This is a genomic window from Candidimonas sp. SYP-B2681 (assembly GCF_003971065.1).
Lineage (GTDB): Bacteria > Pseudomonadota > Gammaproteobacteria > Burkholderiales > Burkholderiaceae_B > Pollutimonas.
In genome coordinates this window covers 185,852-202,231 of record NZ_RYDV01000006.1, presented here as the reverse complement: position 1 = coordinate 202,231, position 16,380 = coordinate 185,852, and the positions used below count along the sequence as shown (strand labels likewise).

General features: G+C 54.9%; 17 protein-coding genes. 14 read left to right on the top strand and 3 right to left on the bottom strand.

The window, feature by feature from the left end; translation table 11 throughout:
- Nucleotides 1-6: 6 nt before the first annotated feature.
- Nucleotides 7-1,044, bottom strand: a complete 1,038-nt coding sequence (locus EKL30_RS13865) for a zinc-dependent alcohol dehydrogenase family protein (protein ID WP_126707961.1) — start codon at nucleotides 1,042-1,044, stop codon at nucleotides 7-9.
- 321 nt (nucleotides 1,045-1,365) lie between these two features.
- Here EKL30_RS13865 and EKL30_RS13860 point away from each other — a divergent pair, with 321 nt between their 5' ends.
- Both EKL30_RS13860 and EKL30_RS13855 read left to right on the top strand, forming a co-directional pair.
- Nucleotides 1,366-1,809, top strand: coding sequence for an Hsp20/alpha crystallin family protein (locus EKL30_RS13860; RefSeq protein WP_233583126.1), 444 nt, complete (start codon nucleotides 1,366-1,368; stop codon nucleotides 1,807-1,809).
- Nucleotides 1,810-1,824: 15 nt separating this feature from the next.
- Complete coding sequence (locus EKL30_RS13855) at nucleotides 1,825-2,220, top strand: Hsp20/alpha crystallin family protein (protein ID WP_126707819.1); 396 nt, start codon at nucleotides 1,825-1,827, stop codon at nucleotides 2,218-2,220.
- A 106-nt stretch (nucleotides 2,221-2,326) separates the two neighbouring features.
- Here EKL30_RS13855 and EKL30_RS13850 read toward each other — a convergent pair whose 3' ends face one another.
- Nucleotides 2,327-3,016 (bottom strand): DUF2238 domain-containing protein, encoded by a 690-nt coding sequence (locus EKL30_RS13850; RefSeq protein ID WP_126707818.1) that lies wholly within the window; start codon nucleotides 3,014-3,016, stop codon nucleotides 2,327-2,329.
- Nucleotides 3,017-3,298: 282 nt separating this feature from the next.
- Here EKL30_RS13850 and EKL30_RS13845 point away from each other — a divergent pair, with 282 nt between their 5' ends.
- On the top strand, nucleotides 3,299-3,715 hold the full coding sequence (locus EKL30_RS13845) for a hypothetical protein (protein WP_126707817.1): 417 nt from the start codon (nucleotides 3,299-3,301) through the stop codon (nucleotides 3,713-3,715).
- 78 nt (nucleotides 3,716-3,793) lie between these two features.
- On the opposite strand, the gene EKL30_RS13840 is transcribed toward EKL30_RS13845, so the two are convergent.
- Nucleotides 3,794-4,498 carry a GntR family transcriptional regulator gene (locus EKL30_RS13840; protein ID WP_199748575.1) on the bottom strand — a complete coding sequence of 235 codons (705 nt, stop codon included), beginning with the start codon at nucleotides 4,496-4,498 and terminating at the stop codon, nucleotides 3,794-3,796.
- 171 nt (nucleotides 4,499-4,669) lie between these two features.
- Between EKL30_RS13840 and EKL30_RS13835 the strand changes: the two genes are divergently transcribed.
- The 11 genes from EKL30_RS13835 to EKL30_RS13785 all read left to right on the top strand — a co-directional run bounded on the left by EKL30_RS13835 (nucleotide 4,670) and on the right by EKL30_RS13785 (nucleotide 16,367).
- Complete coding sequence (locus EKL30_RS13835; RefSeq protein WP_126707816.1) at nucleotides 4,670-6,064, top strand: NAD(P)H-dependent oxidoreductase; 1,395 nt, start codon at nucleotides 4,670-4,672, stop codon at nucleotides 6,062-6,064.
- A gap of 47 nt (nucleotides 6,065-6,111) precedes the next feature.
- Nucleotides 6,112-7,116: a tripartite tricarboxylate transporter substrate binding protein gene (locus EKL30_RS13830; RefSeq protein WP_126707815.1), complete on the top strand. Its 1,005-nt coding sequence runs from the start codon at nucleotides 6,112-6,114 to the stop codon at nucleotides 7,114-7,116.
- A gap of 40 nt (nucleotides 7,117-7,156) precedes the next feature.
- On the top strand, nucleotides 7,157-7,636 hold the full coding sequence (locus EKL30_RS13825) for a tripartite tricarboxylate transporter TctB family protein (RefSeq protein ID WP_126707814.1): 480 nt from the start codon (nucleotides 7,157-7,159) through the stop codon (nucleotides 7,634-7,636).
- A 9-nt stretch (nucleotides 7,637-7,645) separates the two neighbouring features.
- The gene (locus EKL30_RS13820; RefSeq protein WP_126707813.1) at nucleotides 7,646-9,154 is read left to right on the top strand and encodes a tripartite tricarboxylate transporter permease; all 1,509 of its coding nucleotides are present in this window, start codon (nucleotides 7,646-7,648) and stop codon (nucleotides 9,152-9,154) included.
- Nucleotides 9,155-9,164: 10 nt separating this feature from the next.
- Nucleotides 9,165-10,439, top strand: coding sequence for a 3-oxo-tetronate kinase (gene otnK / locus EKL30_RS13815; protein WP_126707812.1), 1,275 nt, complete (start codon nucleotides 9,165-9,167; stop codon nucleotides 10,437-10,439).
- A 51-nt stretch (nucleotides 10,440-10,490) separates the two neighbouring features.
- Nucleotides 10,491-11,174 carry an aldolase gene (locus tag EKL30_RS13810; protein ID WP_126707811.1) on the top strand — a complete coding sequence of 228 codons (684 nt, stop codon included), beginning with the start codon at nucleotides 10,491-10,493 and terminating at the stop codon, nucleotides 11,172-11,174.
- A 7-nt stretch (nucleotides 11,175-11,181) separates the two neighbouring features.
- The gene (locus EKL30_RS13805; RefSeq protein WP_126707810.1) at nucleotides 11,182-11,859 is read left to right on the top strand and encodes a response regulator; all 678 of its coding nucleotides are present in this window, start codon (nucleotides 11,182-11,184) and stop codon (nucleotides 11,857-11,859) included.
- 34 nt (nucleotides 11,860-11,893) lie between these two features.
- The gene (locus EKL30_RS13800; protein ID WP_255414699.1) at nucleotides 11,894-13,297 is read left to right on the top strand and encodes a sensor histidine kinase; all 1,404 of its coding nucleotides are present in this window, start codon (nucleotides 11,894-11,896) and stop codon (nucleotides 13,295-13,297) included.
- 164 nt (nucleotides 13,298-13,461) lie between these two features.
- On the top strand, nucleotides 13,462-14,403 hold the full coding sequence (locus EKL30_RS13795) for a tripartite tricarboxylate transporter substrate binding protein (RefSeq protein ID WP_233583154.1): 942 nt from the start codon (nucleotides 13,462-13,464) through the stop codon (nucleotides 14,401-14,403).
- Nucleotides 14,404-14,406: 3 nt separating this feature from the next.
- On the top strand, nucleotides 14,407-14,844 hold the full coding sequence (locus tag EKL30_RS13790; RefSeq protein WP_126707808.1) for a tripartite tricarboxylate transporter TctB family protein: 438 nt from the start codon (nucleotides 14,407-14,409) through the stop codon (nucleotides 14,842-14,844).
- Nucleotides 14,841-16,367, top strand: a complete 1,527-nt coding sequence (locus EKL30_RS13785; protein ID WP_126707807.1) for a tripartite tricarboxylate transporter permease — start codon at nucleotides 14,841-14,843, stop codon at nucleotides 16,365-16,367. The genes EKL30_RS13790 and EKL30_RS13785 overlap by 4 nt, the downstream gene beginning before the upstream one ends.
- Nucleotides 16,368-16,380: the final 13 nt, after the last annotated feature.

Here is a 16,380-nt window from a genome sequence, read left to right as displayed (position 1 = left end):
TACTGTTCAGGTGTTGCTGATAATAACCTTCAGCGCGCGTTCTTTTGCTGCATTGCCAAATACGTCGTAGGCTTCGAGGAACTGATCGAACTCGAATCGGTGCGTAATCAGTGCCGCGGGTGTGAGCTTGCCGGACTTAACCGTTTTGAGCAGCATGGGGGTGGTATTGGTGTTGACCAGGCCCGTGGTTATCGTGATGTTCTGGATCCATAGTTTCTGAAGTTCCAGGTGAACGCTGATGCCGTGGACGCCAACGTTGGCCAGATGGCCGCCCGGTCGGAGAATACGTTGGCAGACATCAAAGGTCTGAGGTATGCCAACGGCTTCGATCGCTACATCGACCCCGTCTTTGGTTTGCTCAAATATGGATTTGACAGCATCTTCGTTCGCACTGTTGATGACTTCTGTTGCGCCGAACTTTTTCGCCATTTCCAGGCGCGAATCATCTACGTCGATCATAATGAGCTTCGCGGGCGAGAAAAACTGCGCCGTCAGCAACGCCGCCATACCGATGGGGCCTGCGCCCACAATCGCAACAATGTCGCCTGGCTTTACTGCTCCATATAAGACGCCGATCTCGAAGCCGGTGGGCAGAATGTCGCTGAGCATAACCAGTGCTTCTTCATCGCTGCCTTCGGGAATGGGATACAGGCTGTTGTCCGCGTGGGGGACGCGGACGTATTCCGCCTGCGTTCCATCGATTAAATGTCCCAGGATCCAACCGCCGTCTTCGCAATGGGAATACATCTGTTTTTTGCAGTATTCACATTTGCCGCAAGACGTGATGCACGAGATAAGCACCCGGTCGCCTTTCTTGAAATTGCTGACCGCGTTGCCGACTTCTTCGACGATACCGACTCCTTCATGTCCCAGGACGCGCCCCTTAGTGACAGCAGGCACATCGCCTTTGAGGATATGCAGGTCCGTGCCGCAAATAGTCGTCTTGACGATTTTGATGATGGCGTCGGTAGGTTGGGAAATCGCCGGAGTGGGTACAGAACCCCAGGTTTTTTGTCCAGGACCAATATAAGTAAGGGCTTGCATCGTAGCTGGCAGCGTCATATGGATCTCCTAAATTGGCACAACGTTCCAAATTACGTCGTAGACCAGACCTATCCTCGCATGCCGCTCCAAGCCAAGACTTGATCCTAATCAAGCGGTCTGCCTTTGGCCCATGACTTAAGCAGGCCCATTCGAAACGGCAGAAACCAAACGCCGCTTTACTGGTCCATTTCTTGCTGAAAAAAGCATAGCGCGCCGGGATGTCCGCGATGGCGTCGGGGCCTTTGTACCAGGCGCTGCTCCCTTTGTCATGCACCTTGGGCCGCCCTGAAAGCGACCCCCTAACGAACGATAGGAGGCCATATGATTTACAGAGCGCAGTTTCCGCGCAGTCTGTTTGCGGACCTGGACAGATTGCAGCGCGAGATGCAACAGGCTTTTTCAAGTTCATCGCCCAGTATCCGTGGTTTGGGGCGAGGCGGATATCCAGCGATGAACATAGGCCATACTCCATCTTCCGTAGAGATATATGTATTCTTGCCCGGCATTGACCCACAGGCAATCGAAGTGCAGGTTGAGAAAGGAGTGCTGGTAGTGGCTGGCGATAAAAAAGAAGATGTGCCGCAAGAGACCGAGAAAGAAATCAGCCATATTAACGAGCGATTTTCGGGCCGATTCCGGCGCGTTGTGACGCTGCCCGAAGACATCGACCCCGATCAGATTGAAGCGCGGTATAGGGATGGCGTCCTGCATATTTGCATACAGCGGCGCGCCACCAGCCAGCCACGTCAAATCACGGTGCAATAAATCAAGGAGTACGACATGGACGAAACAAATGCCGTCGCCCCACAGTCTGAAGATAAGCAGCAAACTGAGACTCGCGACCAAGCGCCGCTGACCCCATTGGTAGACGTGTTCGAGGACAGTTCCGGGATTACCTTGTGTGCAGATTTGCCCGGCGTCCCCAAGGACAAGTTGACGTTGCAGGTTAAGGACGACACGCTGACCATACAAGGCGTCATTTCGATTGAAACGCCGCAAGGCATGGAGGCCATTTATGCCGAGGTGAATTCGCCTCGATATGAACGCGCATTCACCTTGTCAAAGGAATTGGATGCTGAAAAGGTAACGGCCGAATTTGAAGCTGGTGTGCTGAAGCTTCGTATCCCTAAAGCCGAGCATGCGCAGCCTCGTCGTATCGAGATCAAGGTGGCTTAGTTCAATTTCTATATCAGACGTGCACGTTGTCGACGTCGCTTCCCGTTCACGTTTGATGTAGAACTGGAATAGCAAGGAAGGCAGAGGTGGGCGGTCGCGCGCGCAACTATCTGTTGGCCGGCTGCTTCATCTGTTGATGTGACCAGTCGCGCGCCAAATCGCGCTTGAGTCGGGTATTCAGAAGCAGGGTGATCAGTATGGCGATCGATGCGCCTAGCGTTGCCAGGGCCATGTCTTTATGGGCATCCCAGATATCGCCCTGGGTGCCCAGATAGTCCATACCGAGGTCACCCCCGAATACCTCGGCCACGCCCCACTCCACTAGCTCGTATAACGCCGACGTACTCAGCGTGAAGTCCAGCGGTAGAAAATACGCCCAGAAGCCGCGTACTTCGACAATGCGCAGAAAGAATTCGCGAAGGGGATACGCCAGCAAAAGCCCGTAAGAAAAGTGGACCAGTCGGTCAAAGTGGTTGCGGTCCCAGCCCAATATGCTGTTCAAGGTGTGGCCGGTAAGGGCGCGCCACCATTCGTCATAGGGCACACGTGCGTAGGTATAGTGCGACCCGACCGTGTGAAGGGCAAGAAAAAGCAGGATGAGCAGTAAGGAGGCGTTGGAAAATCGAAACCACCGGCGTATTCCGAAAAGCCCGCCTATGAAGACAAGCACCAGCACGTTCTCCAGGACCCAATCGGCGCGGCTAAAAGGATGGATGGCCAGTGCCGCCCACAACATCATATAGGCGCCGCCTGCCAGTTTCACTGCGTTTTCGCTTGTTAAGGAATGTATTGTCATGGCTGCATTATGTAGGGCGCCGCTTTCCTACTCCGCTGTCCGCTGTTGTTAGAAAGCCATCCGCAAACCGGAGGCCGGCTATGCAAACAGCGCTGTATTGATACTTGATGCTACGTCGGCCGTAACGAAACCTTGGCGTAACCATAGTCTGCAAGGGTAATCATTGGAACTCTTGTTGTGGTCCGTGTCATTTTGACACCTGCTCTTACAGGGGCAGGCATTTGGCGGTGCTATAAAAATTTCCAAGAGCAGGCGGTCGCCTGGAACCTTAAAGGAATTTCCATGAAGCGTAATCTAATAGCACTAAGCGGTGTATTTCTGTGTGCCGGCCTGGCCGCTTGCGGTACGCCTAAAGACGCTCAGGAACTGACGCAGAAAACTATCCAGTATCGCTGTGGGGCCAGTGGCCAGCAGCGACTTGCCGTGCAGTACACGTTCCAGGGAGCTGAAGCTTTGAATGCCAAAGTGGTGTACAACAAACAATCGTTGGACCTGGCCCGTGACAACAGTAGCACTGCCGATATGGTGGGCAATACCTTTCGCGGCAGTGGCTTTACCTGGACCACCGATAAGTTAACCCCCGAGAATGCCAGCACCGTTCATGGCAATACGCTTACCCAAGAGGCCCCGAAAGTGATTAACGGCCAAAAAGTTGTCGTTAACAATATTCTGGCCAAGGACTGCAAAGTCGTATCGTAAACACAGCTTTTAACGCGCAAGGCCGGAACTGCCATGAATACGGTGGCCATTCCGGCCTTTGTTTTTGAAAGGTGAAAATTAACGAAGCTCGGCTTCCACCAGAGCGCGTGTGACTTCCCACCCCTTGCTGTGATGGGCACGCAAAAGTTCGCGCAGCAATAAGCCGTCGCGACGGAACAGCGCTTCCAGTATTTGTCCATGTTCGGCAAGCGCGTTGCGCCACCGTGTATCTTCTATGTTGCCAACGTAGCGGTAGCGCTTGATATGTAGCGATTCCGCCCGGTAAATGCGCGATAGTGCGGGGTTATGGGCACCGTCCACAATCAGCTGATGAATCTGCTGATTAATCTGAAAATACAGCAACAAGTTCCCATCTTCGGCCGACTCGATCATGGCAGCATGCAGGCTCGCTATTTCCGCTAGTTCCGTCTCGGTGATTCTGGCGCAGCTGGCCGTAGCGGCAATATTTTCCAGGCCGATCAGGACTTCCATCGCCGAGTCAATGTGCGACATCGATAGTTTGGTGACAAAAGCGCCCCGGTTAGGGGTGATCTCTACCAGGCCCTCGGACCCTAAAATCTTCAATGCCTCCCGCAGGGGAGTGCGGGACAGCTCTTTTTCTTCTTCAAGAAGGGATCGTTCCGAGATCCGTTGGCCCGGTTTGAGCTTTCCCGTAACGATTAACTCGCGTAATCGGTTCACGGCGGAAAGCGTTCGTGTTCCGTGGGATTTTGCACCGGTTTCCATGGAAGCTGAACCTGGGAGCGCCTTATCAAATTGCATGCAATACCGCTTATATTAGGGTTAATATGTACGTAATGTTTGGGCTGCTCTAATTATTGCATGCAATAATTCGCCAAGTACAGTATAAGTATCGACTTTGCGTAGGTGTTCCTCGCAGCGTCTACACGTGCATACTCGCCACTTTCCGCATCAACGAACAACAACAAGTATATGAATTTCCATAAGTATTTTTCAAATGTCAGCCGCCCGGTTGAATCATGTGTCGTGGGCAGCGGCGGATTTGGCCGTAGTTTTCTTGCGCAAAGTTTGCGGACCCCCTTATTGAGTTGCAAGGTCGCAGTGGATATTGATGCGCTGGTCGTCGTCGAGGCGATGCATTCTGTCGGTATCGCCAGGGACTCGATCCGGGTATGTGAGGATGCGGAAGCGGCATTGTCTGCATGGAATGCTGGCTTCTATATTGCCACCTCCGATTTGGCGCATGTCGCAGGGCTTCCTTTGGATATCGTCCTGGAGGCGACCGGAAATCCGGAAGCGGGCGCGCGCCACTCGAAGATTGCACTGGAGAATGATTTGCATTTGGTGCTGGTGTCCAAGGAGGTCGACAGCGTGGTCGGCCCCGGACTCGCACATAAGGCGAAAGGCAAAGGTCTTGTTGTGACGCCCGTTGATGGCGACCAGCCTAGTCTGCTGATTGGCTTGATCACCTGGGCGCAGGTGCTAGGCCTCGAGATTGTCGCAGCCGGAAAGGCCAGCGAATATGATTTTGTGTTCGATCCCGCCACAGGCCGGATGAGCAGCAATGGCGTCGTGATCGACGTACCCGAATTTGAATCGTTATGGGAGCTGGACAAGAAGAACGCGCTTGAGGTCGTGGCCGCCCGGTCAGAGCTTTGCCATCGTCTGCCACAGCGCGCGGTACCTGACTTTTGCGAAATGCTGGTCGTCGCAAACGCTACTGGACTGGCCCCTGACACCCCTGAATTTCATGTTCCTATCCTTAGAATTCCGGAAGTGCCTGGCATATTGCGGCTATCTGCTGAAGGTGGCGTTCTGGCCGATAGCGGCAAGCTTGAGCTTTTCCATTGCCTGCGCAAACCGAATGAATTGAGCTTTGCCGGCGGCGTTTTCATTGTGGTTCGTTGCCACGATGCGCCAACGTGGGATTTGCTGGCCGGAAAGGGTCATGTGGTCAGTGCCGATCAGAAAACGGCTTTGTTATACATTCCCCGCCACTTGCTGGGGTTGGAAGCGGCGAGCTCAGTCATCGAAGCGGCTGCTTTGGGCGTGTCCAGCGGCGGTAGTGAGCCTCGTCCCAACCAAGATCTTGTAGGCAGGGCGACCCAAGCTCTATCAGCGGGCGCCATCTTGACGATGGGCGGACACCACCATTCCATCGACCACGTTGCCCCAGTATTGATGCCGGCACTGCCTTTGGCCGATGAGTCGCCAGCGCCGTTTTATTTGATTGCCAATAGAAGGTTGCGTCGAGACGTCGCAGAAGGACAGTTTATCTGCCTTGCGGACGTCGAAATCGAGGCATCTTCTGTCTTGCTCGAACTCAGGAAGTATCAAGACAATGTTTTCTTTAGTGATTCGCAATAGCGTCCCCCGCGAGCGACGCCTTATCAAGCAAAAATAGGAGCAAGTGTATGACCATACAATTCAAGAAAATGGCGCTGGGTATTGCCCTGCTGTCGAGCTTTTCCGCAACGGTGGCGCAGGCGGCATGGGCGCCCACCAAGCCGATCGAATTTATTGCTTCGGCAGGCCCTGGTGGCGGTACCGACCAGTTCGCGCGCATCGTTCAATCTATCGTCCAAAAATACAATTTGACCCCGACATCCATTGTGGTCTCTAACAAGGGCGGTGGTGCCGGTACCGAAGCCTTTGTTTATGGCGAGGGAATCAAGGGCGATGCTCACAAACTGATATTCTCGACGAATCTGGCATGGTTGATGCCTATGATTACAAAGGTCGGCTACAAAATTGAAGACATGACGCCGGTTGCTACGATGGCGGCAGACGAATTCGTTTTGTGGACATCTGCGTCGGCCCCTTATAAGACTACGCAAGAGCTGTTGGCCGCAGCGAAGGAAAAGAAGGGCGCCTTCAAGATGGGCGGTGCGCAATCTAAAGATACCGATCACATTCTGACCCGCAAGATCGAAGAGGTCGCAGGCCTGAATGTCACCTATATCCCGTTCAAATCAGGTGGTGAAGCCGCCGTGCAACTGGCTGGCGGCCATTTGGACAGCAATACCAATAATCCAGGCGAGAACGCATCGTATTGGAAAGCTGGCAAGGTTCGCCCCCTGTGCGTTTTCTCCTCCTCGCCACTCAGCGGTACGGACAAGGTCAGCAAAGACATGTCTTGGTCCGACATCCCCCTGTGCAAGGACAACGGTATAGCGATTGATGCCTTCAACATGCCCCGCACGGTATGGATGGCGGGCGGTGTGACGGCCGAAGAAACGGCCTACTACGTCGACATGTTGAAGAAAGTGGCCGAAAAACCAGAGTGGAAGGCCTGGCTCGCACGTGGTGTGCAGTCCGAGTTCTTTCAAGACGGCGCTCAATTGAACGCGTACATCAAGAAAGACGTGTCCGAGCACCGGGACTTGTTCGAAAAGAATGGCTGGCTGGTCAACAACTGATCAGGCATTCACCAGGAAATAAGCAAGCGAGCAGGAAACCATGTCACTGATTGACCGACGTACGATGGAACTGGCCACCGCGGCAGCGATAGGCCTCTTTGGAGGCCTGGTTATCGCGGGAAGCCTTCAATTGAATACTGGCTGGGTGGCTGAAACTGGCCCTCAGCCGGGTTATATGCCTTTTCGGCTTGGTATAGCCCTATGTGTCGTCAGTGTCCTGGTATTTCTTGATACCTTGCGCAATTCCGCCGGCGGGGTGTTTGCGACCAGAGAGCAGTTCAAATTAATGCTTTCGGTTTTCATCCCGACGGCGGTCTTGGTCGCGCTGATGCCATTTTTAGGATGTTACGCGCCAGCCTGGCTGTATTTGTTTTATATGTTGAAAGTACCGGGTAGTGCATCCTGGCGCAAATCGCTGTTGGTCTCCAGTTTGACCATTATTGCTTTTTACCTGATTTTCGAAATGTGGTTCAAAGTGGATCTGGCTAAAGGGCCGCTAGAGTCCTTTCTGGGTTTATAAGGAATTTTCATGACGGATTTCAGCTTATTGTGGTCAGGCTTCGAGACGGCCCTTACTTATCATCATATGGCCTTGATGGTGGGCGGCGTTCTCTTGGGTATTCTGGTAGGAGTGCTGCCAGGCTTGGGGGCACCAAACGGCGTAACGCTATTGCTGCCTCTAACCTTCACCATGGAGCCGGTCAGCGCCATTATCCTTCTGTCATCAATGTATTGGGGCGCCTTGTTCGGCGGTTCCACGACGTCCATACTGTTCAATATTCCGGGCGAGCCATCGTCGGTCGCAACCACCTTCGATGGCCACCCCATGGCAAAGAACGGGCGGACCGAAGAAGCTCTATCGACGGCATTTATTTCTGCCGGATTCGGCGCCTTTGTCGGGGTGCTGGTTGTTACGCTAATCGCGAATGTCATCGCCGACTTTGCGCTGCAGTTTAGTCCTGCAGAGTTCTTTGCAGTCTTCCTGCTCACTTTTTGCAGCTACGTCGGAATGAGTGGCGGGCGACCGCTAAAGACTATCGTCTCGGTGCTGCTGGGGTTGATTCTTACCGCGATCGGTATGGATACCGTGTCGGGCGAATTGCGCCTTACTTACGGTGCAGCGCCATTGATAAATGGCGTTTCCTACCTTGCCGCTGTGATCGGCCTGTTTGGTATCGGCGAGTTGCTGGTCACGGTTGAAGAAGGGCTGGAATTCAACGGCTTGAGAGCCAAAATGAATTTCAAGGTGGTATGGCGCACATTGCTGGGCATGCCGCGGCATGCCATCGTGTTGCTGCGTTCTACCCTGATAGGCTGTTGGATGGGTATAACCCCCGGCGGCCCCACCGCTGCGTCCTTCATGTCCTACGGTATTGCCCGAAGATTCTCCCGCAACCCCGAAAACTTTGGGAAAGGCGAGCCGGCCGGCGTTGTGGCGCCCGAGGCCGCCGACCATTCGGCCGGGGTTTCTGCCTTGCTGCCTATGTTGTCGTTGGGCATTCCGGGTTCCGCCACGGCCGCCGTCATGATGGGCGGCTTGATGATTTGGGGTTTGCAACCCGGCCCTATGCTTTTTATTGAACAACCGGATTTCGTCTGGGGTTTGATTGCGTCGATGTATATCGCCAATATCGTGGCCGTCGTCCTGGTCTTGTCGACGATTCCCTTTTTCGCCGCCATTCTGAAGGCGCCATTTTCCATCATTGGCCCCATTATTATCGTTGTGTGCCTGATCGGCGCCTACACGATAAGCAACCGGATGTTCGACGTCTATCTCGCCCTGATTTTTGGAGTGGTGGGATATGTCTTCAAGAAGCTGGATTATCCGATTGCGCCGCTTATTCTCGCTATGGTTCTGGGCGACAAAACGGAAGATGCATTCAGGCAATCCATGTTGTTGTCTCAGGGCTCTTTTTCAATCTTCTTCAGCAATGGACTGGTCACGACGTTGATGGTTCTTGCTGCGGTGCTTGGGTGTTGGGGGCTTCTTCCAAAATTAGTCTTCCGCCGCAAAAAACCGGCACTCCTCACACCATAAAACGGATGTAATGATGGGCATTAAATTAGGCTGTATTGCCGACGACTTCACAGGTGCTACCGACCTCGCGAATAATTTGGTTCAGTCGGGCATGCGGGTTTTGCAGGCCATAGGGGTGCCACCGGGACCGGTGTCGGCGGACGTTGATGCGGTCGTCATTGCACTAAAATCGCGGACTGCACCTAAACTTGAAGCCATCAGCGATTCTTTAGCGGCGCTGCGCTGGCTGCAGGCTCAAGGCGCGCAGCAGATTTACTTCAAATACTGCTCAACGTTCGACAGTACGTCCGATGGCAATATAGGGCCGGTTACCGAAGCGCTAATGGACGCTTTAACGACCGATTTTACGGTGGCGACTCCTGCATTTCCGGACAATAAGCGCACGGTTTTCAAAGCTTATCTTTTCGTGGGAGATGTACTCCTACATGAAAGCGGAATGCAGAACCACCCGCTGACCCCCATGACGGACCCGAATTTGATGCGTGTGTTGCAGTCGCAATGCTCGCGAAAAGTGGGACTGATTGATTATTCAGTTGTGCAGGCCGGTCCGCAGGCCATTCAAGAGCGGATCGAAACGCTGCGCGCCGACGGAGTCGGCATTGCAATCGTCGATGCCCTGACGAATCAAGATTTGATCAATATGGGGCCGGCCTTCAAACACCTTCCCTTGCTTACTGCAGGGTCAGGGCTGGCGATTGGTTTGGCGCAGAATTTTGGCCTGTCCTCAAGTAAACAGTCCGCGGCATTGCCTGCTGTCAAAGGCACGCGGGCTATCGTGTCGGGCAGTTGTTCGGTTGCGACCAATGCCCAAGTCGCTCGCTTTATAAAATCAGGCCATGCGGCCATTGCTCTCGATCCGATGCAACTGGTGTCAGACGGCGACGTAGTCGACCGTGTTTTATCACAAGTTCTACCTTTGTTGGAATCAGGGCCCGTTCTGATTTATTCCACTGCCGATGCGGACGCCATAAAGGCTGTACAAGCGAAGCTGGGAGTTGCCAAGGCAGGGGCAATGATAGAGGCTGCAATAGCCGCGATCGCATGTGGCCTGGTGAAAGGCGGCGTAGGGCAGTTGATCGTGGCAGGAGGTGAGACCTCTGGCGCATGCGTGGGGGCGTTGGGTATTACGCAAATGCAGATAGGCGGGCAAATAGATCCTGGCGTTCCCTGGTGTTACGCGCCCACTGAAATGGCTCCGCATCATGGTATTCATATCGCGCTCAAGTCGGGAAATTTTGGCAGCGACGACTTTTTTGAAAAAGCTTTTGCCGAGTTCAGCCTATAGTGCAGTATTTTTGTCCTTGCATTAAAGGCATGGATTTTCAAGGGAAGCGTAATGGGTGAAAGCAAGACGCGTGAAGAAATTTGCCGGGTCGGTAAAAGTCTGTTCGATCGTGGCTATGTACATGCCTCGGCCGGAAACATTAGTGTCCGGCTGGACGACGGCTTCCTGATCACGCCGACCGATGCCTGCCTGGGTTTTCTCGACCCTGCCGCTTTAGCCAAGCTGGATCTCGATGGCAAGCATATTAGTGGCGACCGTCCCAGCAAGACCATCGTCTTGCATCAGCGTATATACCGTGCTGCCCGAAGGTTCGATAGCCAGAGCAGCTGTGTCATTCACACTCATAGCACCGCATGTGTCGCGCTATCGCTGCGTGGGGAAATGTCGGCTGGTGCACAGGAACTGCTGCCCGCCCTGACTCCTTACTTTGTCATGAAGGTGGGGCGTGTCCCCATCATCCCCTATCGCCGCCCGGGTGCTTCCGAAGCTGCAGTCCTCGTCGAGAGTGCTATAAACCACTACGGCGACCAGGGCACTCCGATTCGCGCGGTTATGCTCGAGAGGCTGGGGCCCAATGTCTGGCACGATTCGCCTGCGGCGGCCATGGCGACACTTGAAGAACTGGAAGAAACAGCGAAGCTGTGGCTACAGTGTCAGCAGATGGTGAGCCCGCCGCAGCCTCTGGCCGCCCCGCAGCTTGGCGAACTTCGCGAAATTTTCGGGGCTCGATGGTGAAAATACGATGCGCATACTGTTGGTCGAGGACGAAAGTGAGCTCGCTCACTGGTTAGCACGCAGCCTTGCGCGCCACGGCGGCTTTGTGGTGGACTGGGCCGACGATGGCGAGTTGGCGGAACGGCGACTGGCGGTCGAAGAATTTGACGCCATCGTGCTGGATCTCGGCTTGCCCAAAATGGACGGCCACACGTTTTTAACGCGGCTGCGTGCACGCGACGACCGAACGCCTGTACTCGTCCTTACCGCAAGAGACTCCCTGGCCGAACGTATCAACACCTTGCATGAAGGCGCCGATGACTTTGTCCGCAAACCCTTTGTCATCGAAGAGCTCGAGGCGCGCCTTATTGCCCTGATCCGGCGCAGCCGTGGCCGCGAACATCCGCGCTTGACGTTAGGGGCACTAAGTCTGGATACCGCTGCCCAGCGTTTTACCGTCAATGGTCAGAGCCTGGCCTTGTCGCCTCGCGAATTCGCCGTGCTGAAAGTGCTTATCCAAAAAAGCGGCGAGCCTATTTCCAAACAGCTGATTCTGGATCGCATCAGTTCCGACGATAAGGAAATCAACCTTGAAGCGGTTGAAGTCCTGATCCACCGCCTGCGCAAGAAACTGGGCAATACCGGAACGCAGATCGAGACCTTACGCGGTATGGGGTATTGCCTGGAACGCGCCGGTGCTGACTAACAAGCTCAAGGCCGGATCAGGCAGCCTCAGATCCATCTTGATCTGGTCGCTGGTGCCCGCTTTGGTCGTGTTCTTGATGGTTGCGCTATGGTTTTCCAATCATATGTTGCGCGCCCAAATCAACATAGCCTACGACCGCTCGCTTTCCGGCGCGCTGCGGGCCATTGATCATCAAATATCCACCGCAAGCGGGGGGCTCTCCATCGAGTTGCCCTACGTCATGCTGGAATTTTTTGAACTGACGGCAAACGAGAATGTTTATTACCGCGTCCTGACTGAAGACGGGCTCGCCGACATCGGCGACCAGCAACTTCCTTTGCCCGATCAAGAGCTGGTGTCCGGCGTTCCGCAGTTCTACACCGCTCAATATCTGGATGAAACCATACGCATTGCTGCGCTGGCGCGGGCCATGGATCCTCCTCTGTACAACAATCAGGGCGGTCGCGTTGTGGTGCTTGTGGGCGAAGATATCGATACCCGCGAGTCGTTCATCAAGTCGATGATGTTGCGTTCGCTGGGACGCGATCTGGTGTCTGTGGTGCTGGTCGTATTAATTGTGGTGTTCGGCGTGTTGTTTGCCGTACGCCCGCTGACGCGTTTACGCCAGGAGGTGCAGCGGCGTCATCACGATGATTTGCGGCCTATCGAGGCGACCGACATTCCGGCTGAAGTCCAGCCGCTGGTCGCCGCCATTAACGTCCATATGGAGCGCTACGAGCAACAGGCGCGCTTGCAGCGCCAATTCCTGGACGACGCCTCGCACCAGTTGCGTACGCCTCTGACCATAATGCGCGCTCAACTGGGGTATGCGTTGCGCGAAACCGATCCCCTGGAGATTCAGTCGGCCTTGCAAGCCATGCGTGAAGGTCTTGACCGCGGTGTGCGCACCACGAATCAGATGCTCTCTTTGGCTAGGGCAAAAGAGCATTCGCCATTTGAAAAAGGCGAGGGGCCGGAACTCATTGACCTGACCGAGCTGGGAAGGGAAGTGTTGAAGGATATCCATGCCATTGCACGCGCAAGACACCTGGACTACGGGCTGGAGTGCCCGGAAGCGCCGGTATATGTGTGCGGCCAGGAGTGGTTGCTACGTGAAGCGATCGTCAATCTTGTCGATAATGCGGTGCGGTATACGCCCGCCGGTGGGACGATGACGCTGAGAATCGAAAGCGATAAGCGCGAGGCTCGCTTGATCGTCGAGGATAACGGACCAGGGATGTCGGCCGACGACATCGAGAAAGCGGGCGTCAGATTCCGCCGCGGGCAAGCGGGAAAGAATACCCCCGGAGCCGGCCTGGGACTGGCTATTGTGCAGGCCATCATGCTGCAGCATCGCGGCCAGTTTCTGCTGGAATCATTACACCCTGGCTGTCGGGCCACACTGGTGTTTACCCTGAATTTCCCGGATCAGGGCCGCATCAAGGCAAAAGAAGCCTGAATTGAAAGCCTTTAGAAAGCAATAGTCCTATACGGTATGAGCCTGGCCCGCATATACGATAAAAATCGCGGGCGGTCACTGAAGTCTATTCTTACTTGGAGGCAAGAATGAAAAAATCCTTTATGTCCACGCTGGTGGCAGGCCTGTTGCTAGGTGGCGTGTCGATGGTGTCGATGTCGGCCGCTGTGGCTGAAGAGCCGCGCCGTCCGCAGTGTATTGCCCCTGCTCAACCTGGCGGCGGCTTTGATCTTACCTGTCGTCTGGCGCAGGAAGGACTGAAAGCGGCCGGCCAGCTTAAGGAAGCCATGCGCATCGTTTACATGCCAGGCGGTATTGGCGCCGTGGCCTACAACCACGTGGTAGCGCAAAAACCCGACGATGGCAGCACGGTTATCGCTTTTTCGGGCGGTTCATTGCTCAACCTCGCCCAAGGCAAATTCGGCAAGTACAACGTCGACGATGTCCGCTGGGTGTCCGCTATCGGATCTGATTTCGGTGTGGCAGTAGTCCGAGATGACTCGCCCTACAAAACCCTGAAAGAACTGATGGCGGCATTCAAGGCCGATCCCAGCAAAATCGTATTGGGGGCCGGCGGCACAGTGGGAAGCCAGGATTGGATGAAAGCGGCATTAACCGCGAAAGCCGCCGATGTCGACTACAAGAAAATGCGCTTCGTGGCCTTTGAAGGAGGTGGCGAGGCCATTACCGCCTTGCGTGGCGGCCATATCCAGGCCTATATGGGCGACGCGGCCGAGGCCTTCACCATGCTCGAAGGCGGAGCCCCTATCCGCGTGTTGGCCGTATTCAACGAAGAACGCCTGCCGGGCAAACTGTCCAGCGTTCCCACTGCGAAGGAACAGGGTTTTGACATCAACTGGCCGATCATCCGCGGCTTCTATGTGGGCCCCAAAGTTTCCGACGCGCAATACCAATGGTGGTCTGATGCTTTCAAGAAAACCCAGGAAAGCCCTGAGTTCGCAGACCTGCAGAAAAAACAAGGTCTGTTCCCGTTTAATAAAACCGGAGCCGATCTTGATTCGTACGTCAAAGAACGAGTCAAAGCATACGCCGAGCTCGCCAATTCGTTTGGCCTGATCAAAAAGTAAAACATGAACGATCGCATACTAGGTATTGCCGCGCTGGTGTTCGCAGCGCTTATGGCCTGGTCGGGGTGGGGCATACAGGCGCCATTTTCTTATGAGCCTGTAGGCCCCCGCGCCTTTCCCATGTTGTTGGCCATCATCATCGCGCTTTGCGGGGCTTGGCTGGTGTTCAAGGGCAGCGACCGGACTGCGGCTAATCCTCCCGGAGCCAGTGCGCGCATTGCCATTATGGTGGCCTACTGCATTGCTTATGCATTCTTTTTTCAGCTTCTGGGCTTCATCGTGGCCACCACGGCCATGACCATGCTGGTCGGGCGCTTGTTCGGGGGAAGCTGGTTCAAGGTAGCAATCGGCGGCCTGGTCATGAGCGGGTTGTTCTTCGTGCTGTTTGACCGCGTGTTGGACGTCGTCCTGCCGCTTGGTATTCTTGGAGGCCTGCTATGAACGATATCGTGGCTCATCTGGGCATAGGTTTTGCCGTAGCCTCTTCCTGGACCAATCTGCTGGTCGCGGCAATAGGCTCGTTCATCGGTACCTTGGTTGGCGTGTTGCCAGGTTTGGGGCCGATCAATGGCGTGGCCATGCTCATCCCGATTGCCTTCGCCATGAACCTGCCGCCCGAAACGGCGCTTATCCTGCTAGCCGCCGTGTACGTCGGGGCAGAGTATGGCGGTCGCATTACCGCCATACTGATCAATGTGCCCGGTGAAGCCAGCGCCATCATGACCACACTGGATGGATACCCATTGGCGCGGCAAGGATTGGCCAACGTGGCGTTGTCGCTCTCGGCATGGTCCGCCTTTTTCGGCTCGCTGGTGTCGGTGTGCGGCATTATTCTGCTGGCGCCGCTCTTGGCCAAGTGGGCACTCGCCTTCGGGCCGGCTGAATACTTCGTCCTGATGATCTTTGCTTTTTGCTGCCTGACCAGTCTTTTAAGCAGCCAGCCGGTTAAAGGCGTTTTGGCTGCCATGCTGGGGCTGGCGATTGCCACCGTCGGCGTCGATGCCAATTCAGGTGTTTATCGCTACACCTTTGACTCGGTCCATCTTTTCGACGGCATTCAATTCGTCGTGGTGGTGATTGCCTTATTCGCCGTGTCCGAGCTACTGGAGATGCTTGAAAAAGTCATGGGCGGGCACACCGTCGAAGTCGTATCCAGCGGGCGGAAAATTTTCAACCTGAAAGAACTCGCTTACACCTGGTGGAGCGTGGTGCGCAGTTCCTTGCTCGGTTTCGGGGTGGGTGTTTTGCCTGGCGCTGGCGCAAGCGTCGCCGCGGCCGTTGCCTATTCCAATGAAAAGCGCCTCTGCGAAGAAAAAGACCCTGATGCAAAATTTGGCCGCGGCGATTTGCGTGGGCTGGTAGCCCCCGAGGCCGCCGCCACGTCGTCAGCAATAGGCTCTTTCGTGCCGATGCTTACGCTGGGTGTGCCCGGATCCGGCACGACCGCCGTAATGATGGGGGCTCTGACGTTGTACAACATTACTCCGGGACCCGTGCTGTTCGAAACCAAACCTGAGCTGGTGTGGGGTCTTATCGCGTCGTTGTTTATCGCCAATGTGATGTTGTTCATCATGAACGTGCCTATGGTGCGATTGTTCTCCAAGGTGCTGTCCGTACCCGGATGGTTGATGGTTCCCGGCATTCTGGCTATCAGCTATATCGGCGTCTACGCCATTAACGCTGGTACGTTCGACCTGATGATGGTCGCCATAATTGGCGGCATTGGCTATTTGCTGCGCAAAGGTGGCGTGCCGATGGCGCCCTTGGTTCTGGGTGTGGTGTTGGGCGACATGATGGAACAAAACTTGCGGCGGGCGCTGTCCATGACAGATGGCGCTTTGCATGTTTTGTATGCCAGCAATATCTCGAAAGGCTTATGGACCGTATCGATTCTTATCGTGGCCATGCCGGTGATCTTGCGTTATATGAAGAAGAGAAAGCTGGCGGCAACCCGCATGGCCTAAGTATGTTTTTTTT

Excerpts from the sequence above, each read along its gene's own strand:
- EKL30_RS13865 (WP_126707961.1), bottom strand. The coding sequence starts at position 1,044 with ATGCAAGCCCTTACTTATATTGGTCCTGGACAAAAAACCTGGGGTTCT.
- EKL30_RS13860 (WP_233583126.1), top strand. The coding sequence starts at position 1,366 with ATGATTTACAGAGCGCAGTTTCCGCGCAGTCTGTTTGCGGACCTGGAC.
- EKL30_RS13855 (WP_126707819.1), top strand. The coding sequence starts at position 1,825 with ATGGACGAAACAAATGCCGTCGCCCCACAGTCTGAAGATAAGCAGCAA.
- EKL30_RS13850 (WP_126707818.1), bottom strand. The coding sequence starts at position 3,016 with ATGACAATACATTCCTTAACAAGCGAAAACGCAGTGAAACTGGCAGGC.
- EKL30_RS13845 (WP_126707817.1), top strand. The coding sequence starts at position 3,299 with ATGAAGCGTAATCTAATAGCACTAAGCGGTGTATTTCTGTGTGCCGGC.
- EKL30_RS13840 (WP_199748575.1), bottom strand. The coding sequence starts at position 4,498 with ATGCAATTTGATAAGGCGCTCCCAGGTTCAGCTTCCATGGAAACCGGT.
- EKL30_RS13835 (WP_126707816.1), top strand. The coding sequence starts at position 4,670 with ATGAATTTCCATAAGTATTTTTCAAATGTCAGCCGCCCGGTTGAATCA.
- EKL30_RS13830 (WP_126707815.1), top strand. The coding sequence starts at position 6,112 with ATGACCATACAATTCAAGAAAATGGCGCTGGGTATTGCCCTGCTGTCG.
- EKL30_RS13825 (WP_126707814.1), top strand. The coding sequence starts at position 7,157 with ATGTCACTGATTGACCGACGTACGATGGAACTGGCCACCGCGGCAGCG.
- EKL30_RS13820 (WP_126707813.1), top strand. The coding sequence starts at position 7,646 with ATGACGGATTTCAGCTTATTGTGGTCAGGCTTCGAGACGGCCCTTACT.
- otnK (WP_126707812.1), top strand. The coding sequence starts at position 9,165 with ATGATGGGCATTAAATTAGGCTGTATTGCCGACGACTTCACAGGTGCT.
- EKL30_RS13810 (WP_126707811.1), top strand. The coding sequence starts at position 10,491 with ATGGGTGAAAGCAAGACGCGTGAAGAAATTTGCCGGGTCGGTAAAAGT.
- EKL30_RS13805 (WP_126707810.1), top strand. The coding sequence starts at position 11,182 with ATGCGCATACTGTTGGTCGAGGACGAAAGTGAGCTCGCTCACTGGTTA.
- EKL30_RS13795 (WP_233583154.1), top strand. The coding sequence starts at position 13,462 with ATGGTGTCGATGTCGGCCGCTGTGGCTGAAGAGCCGCGCCGTCCGCAG.
- EKL30_RS13790 (WP_126707808.1), top strand. The coding sequence starts at position 14,407 with ATGAACGATCGCATACTAGGTATTGCCGCGCTGGTGTTCGCAGCGCTT.
- EKL30_RS13785 (WP_126707807.1), top strand. The coding sequence starts at position 14,841 with ATGAACGATATCGTGGCTCATCTGGGCATAGGTTTTGCCGTAGCCTCT.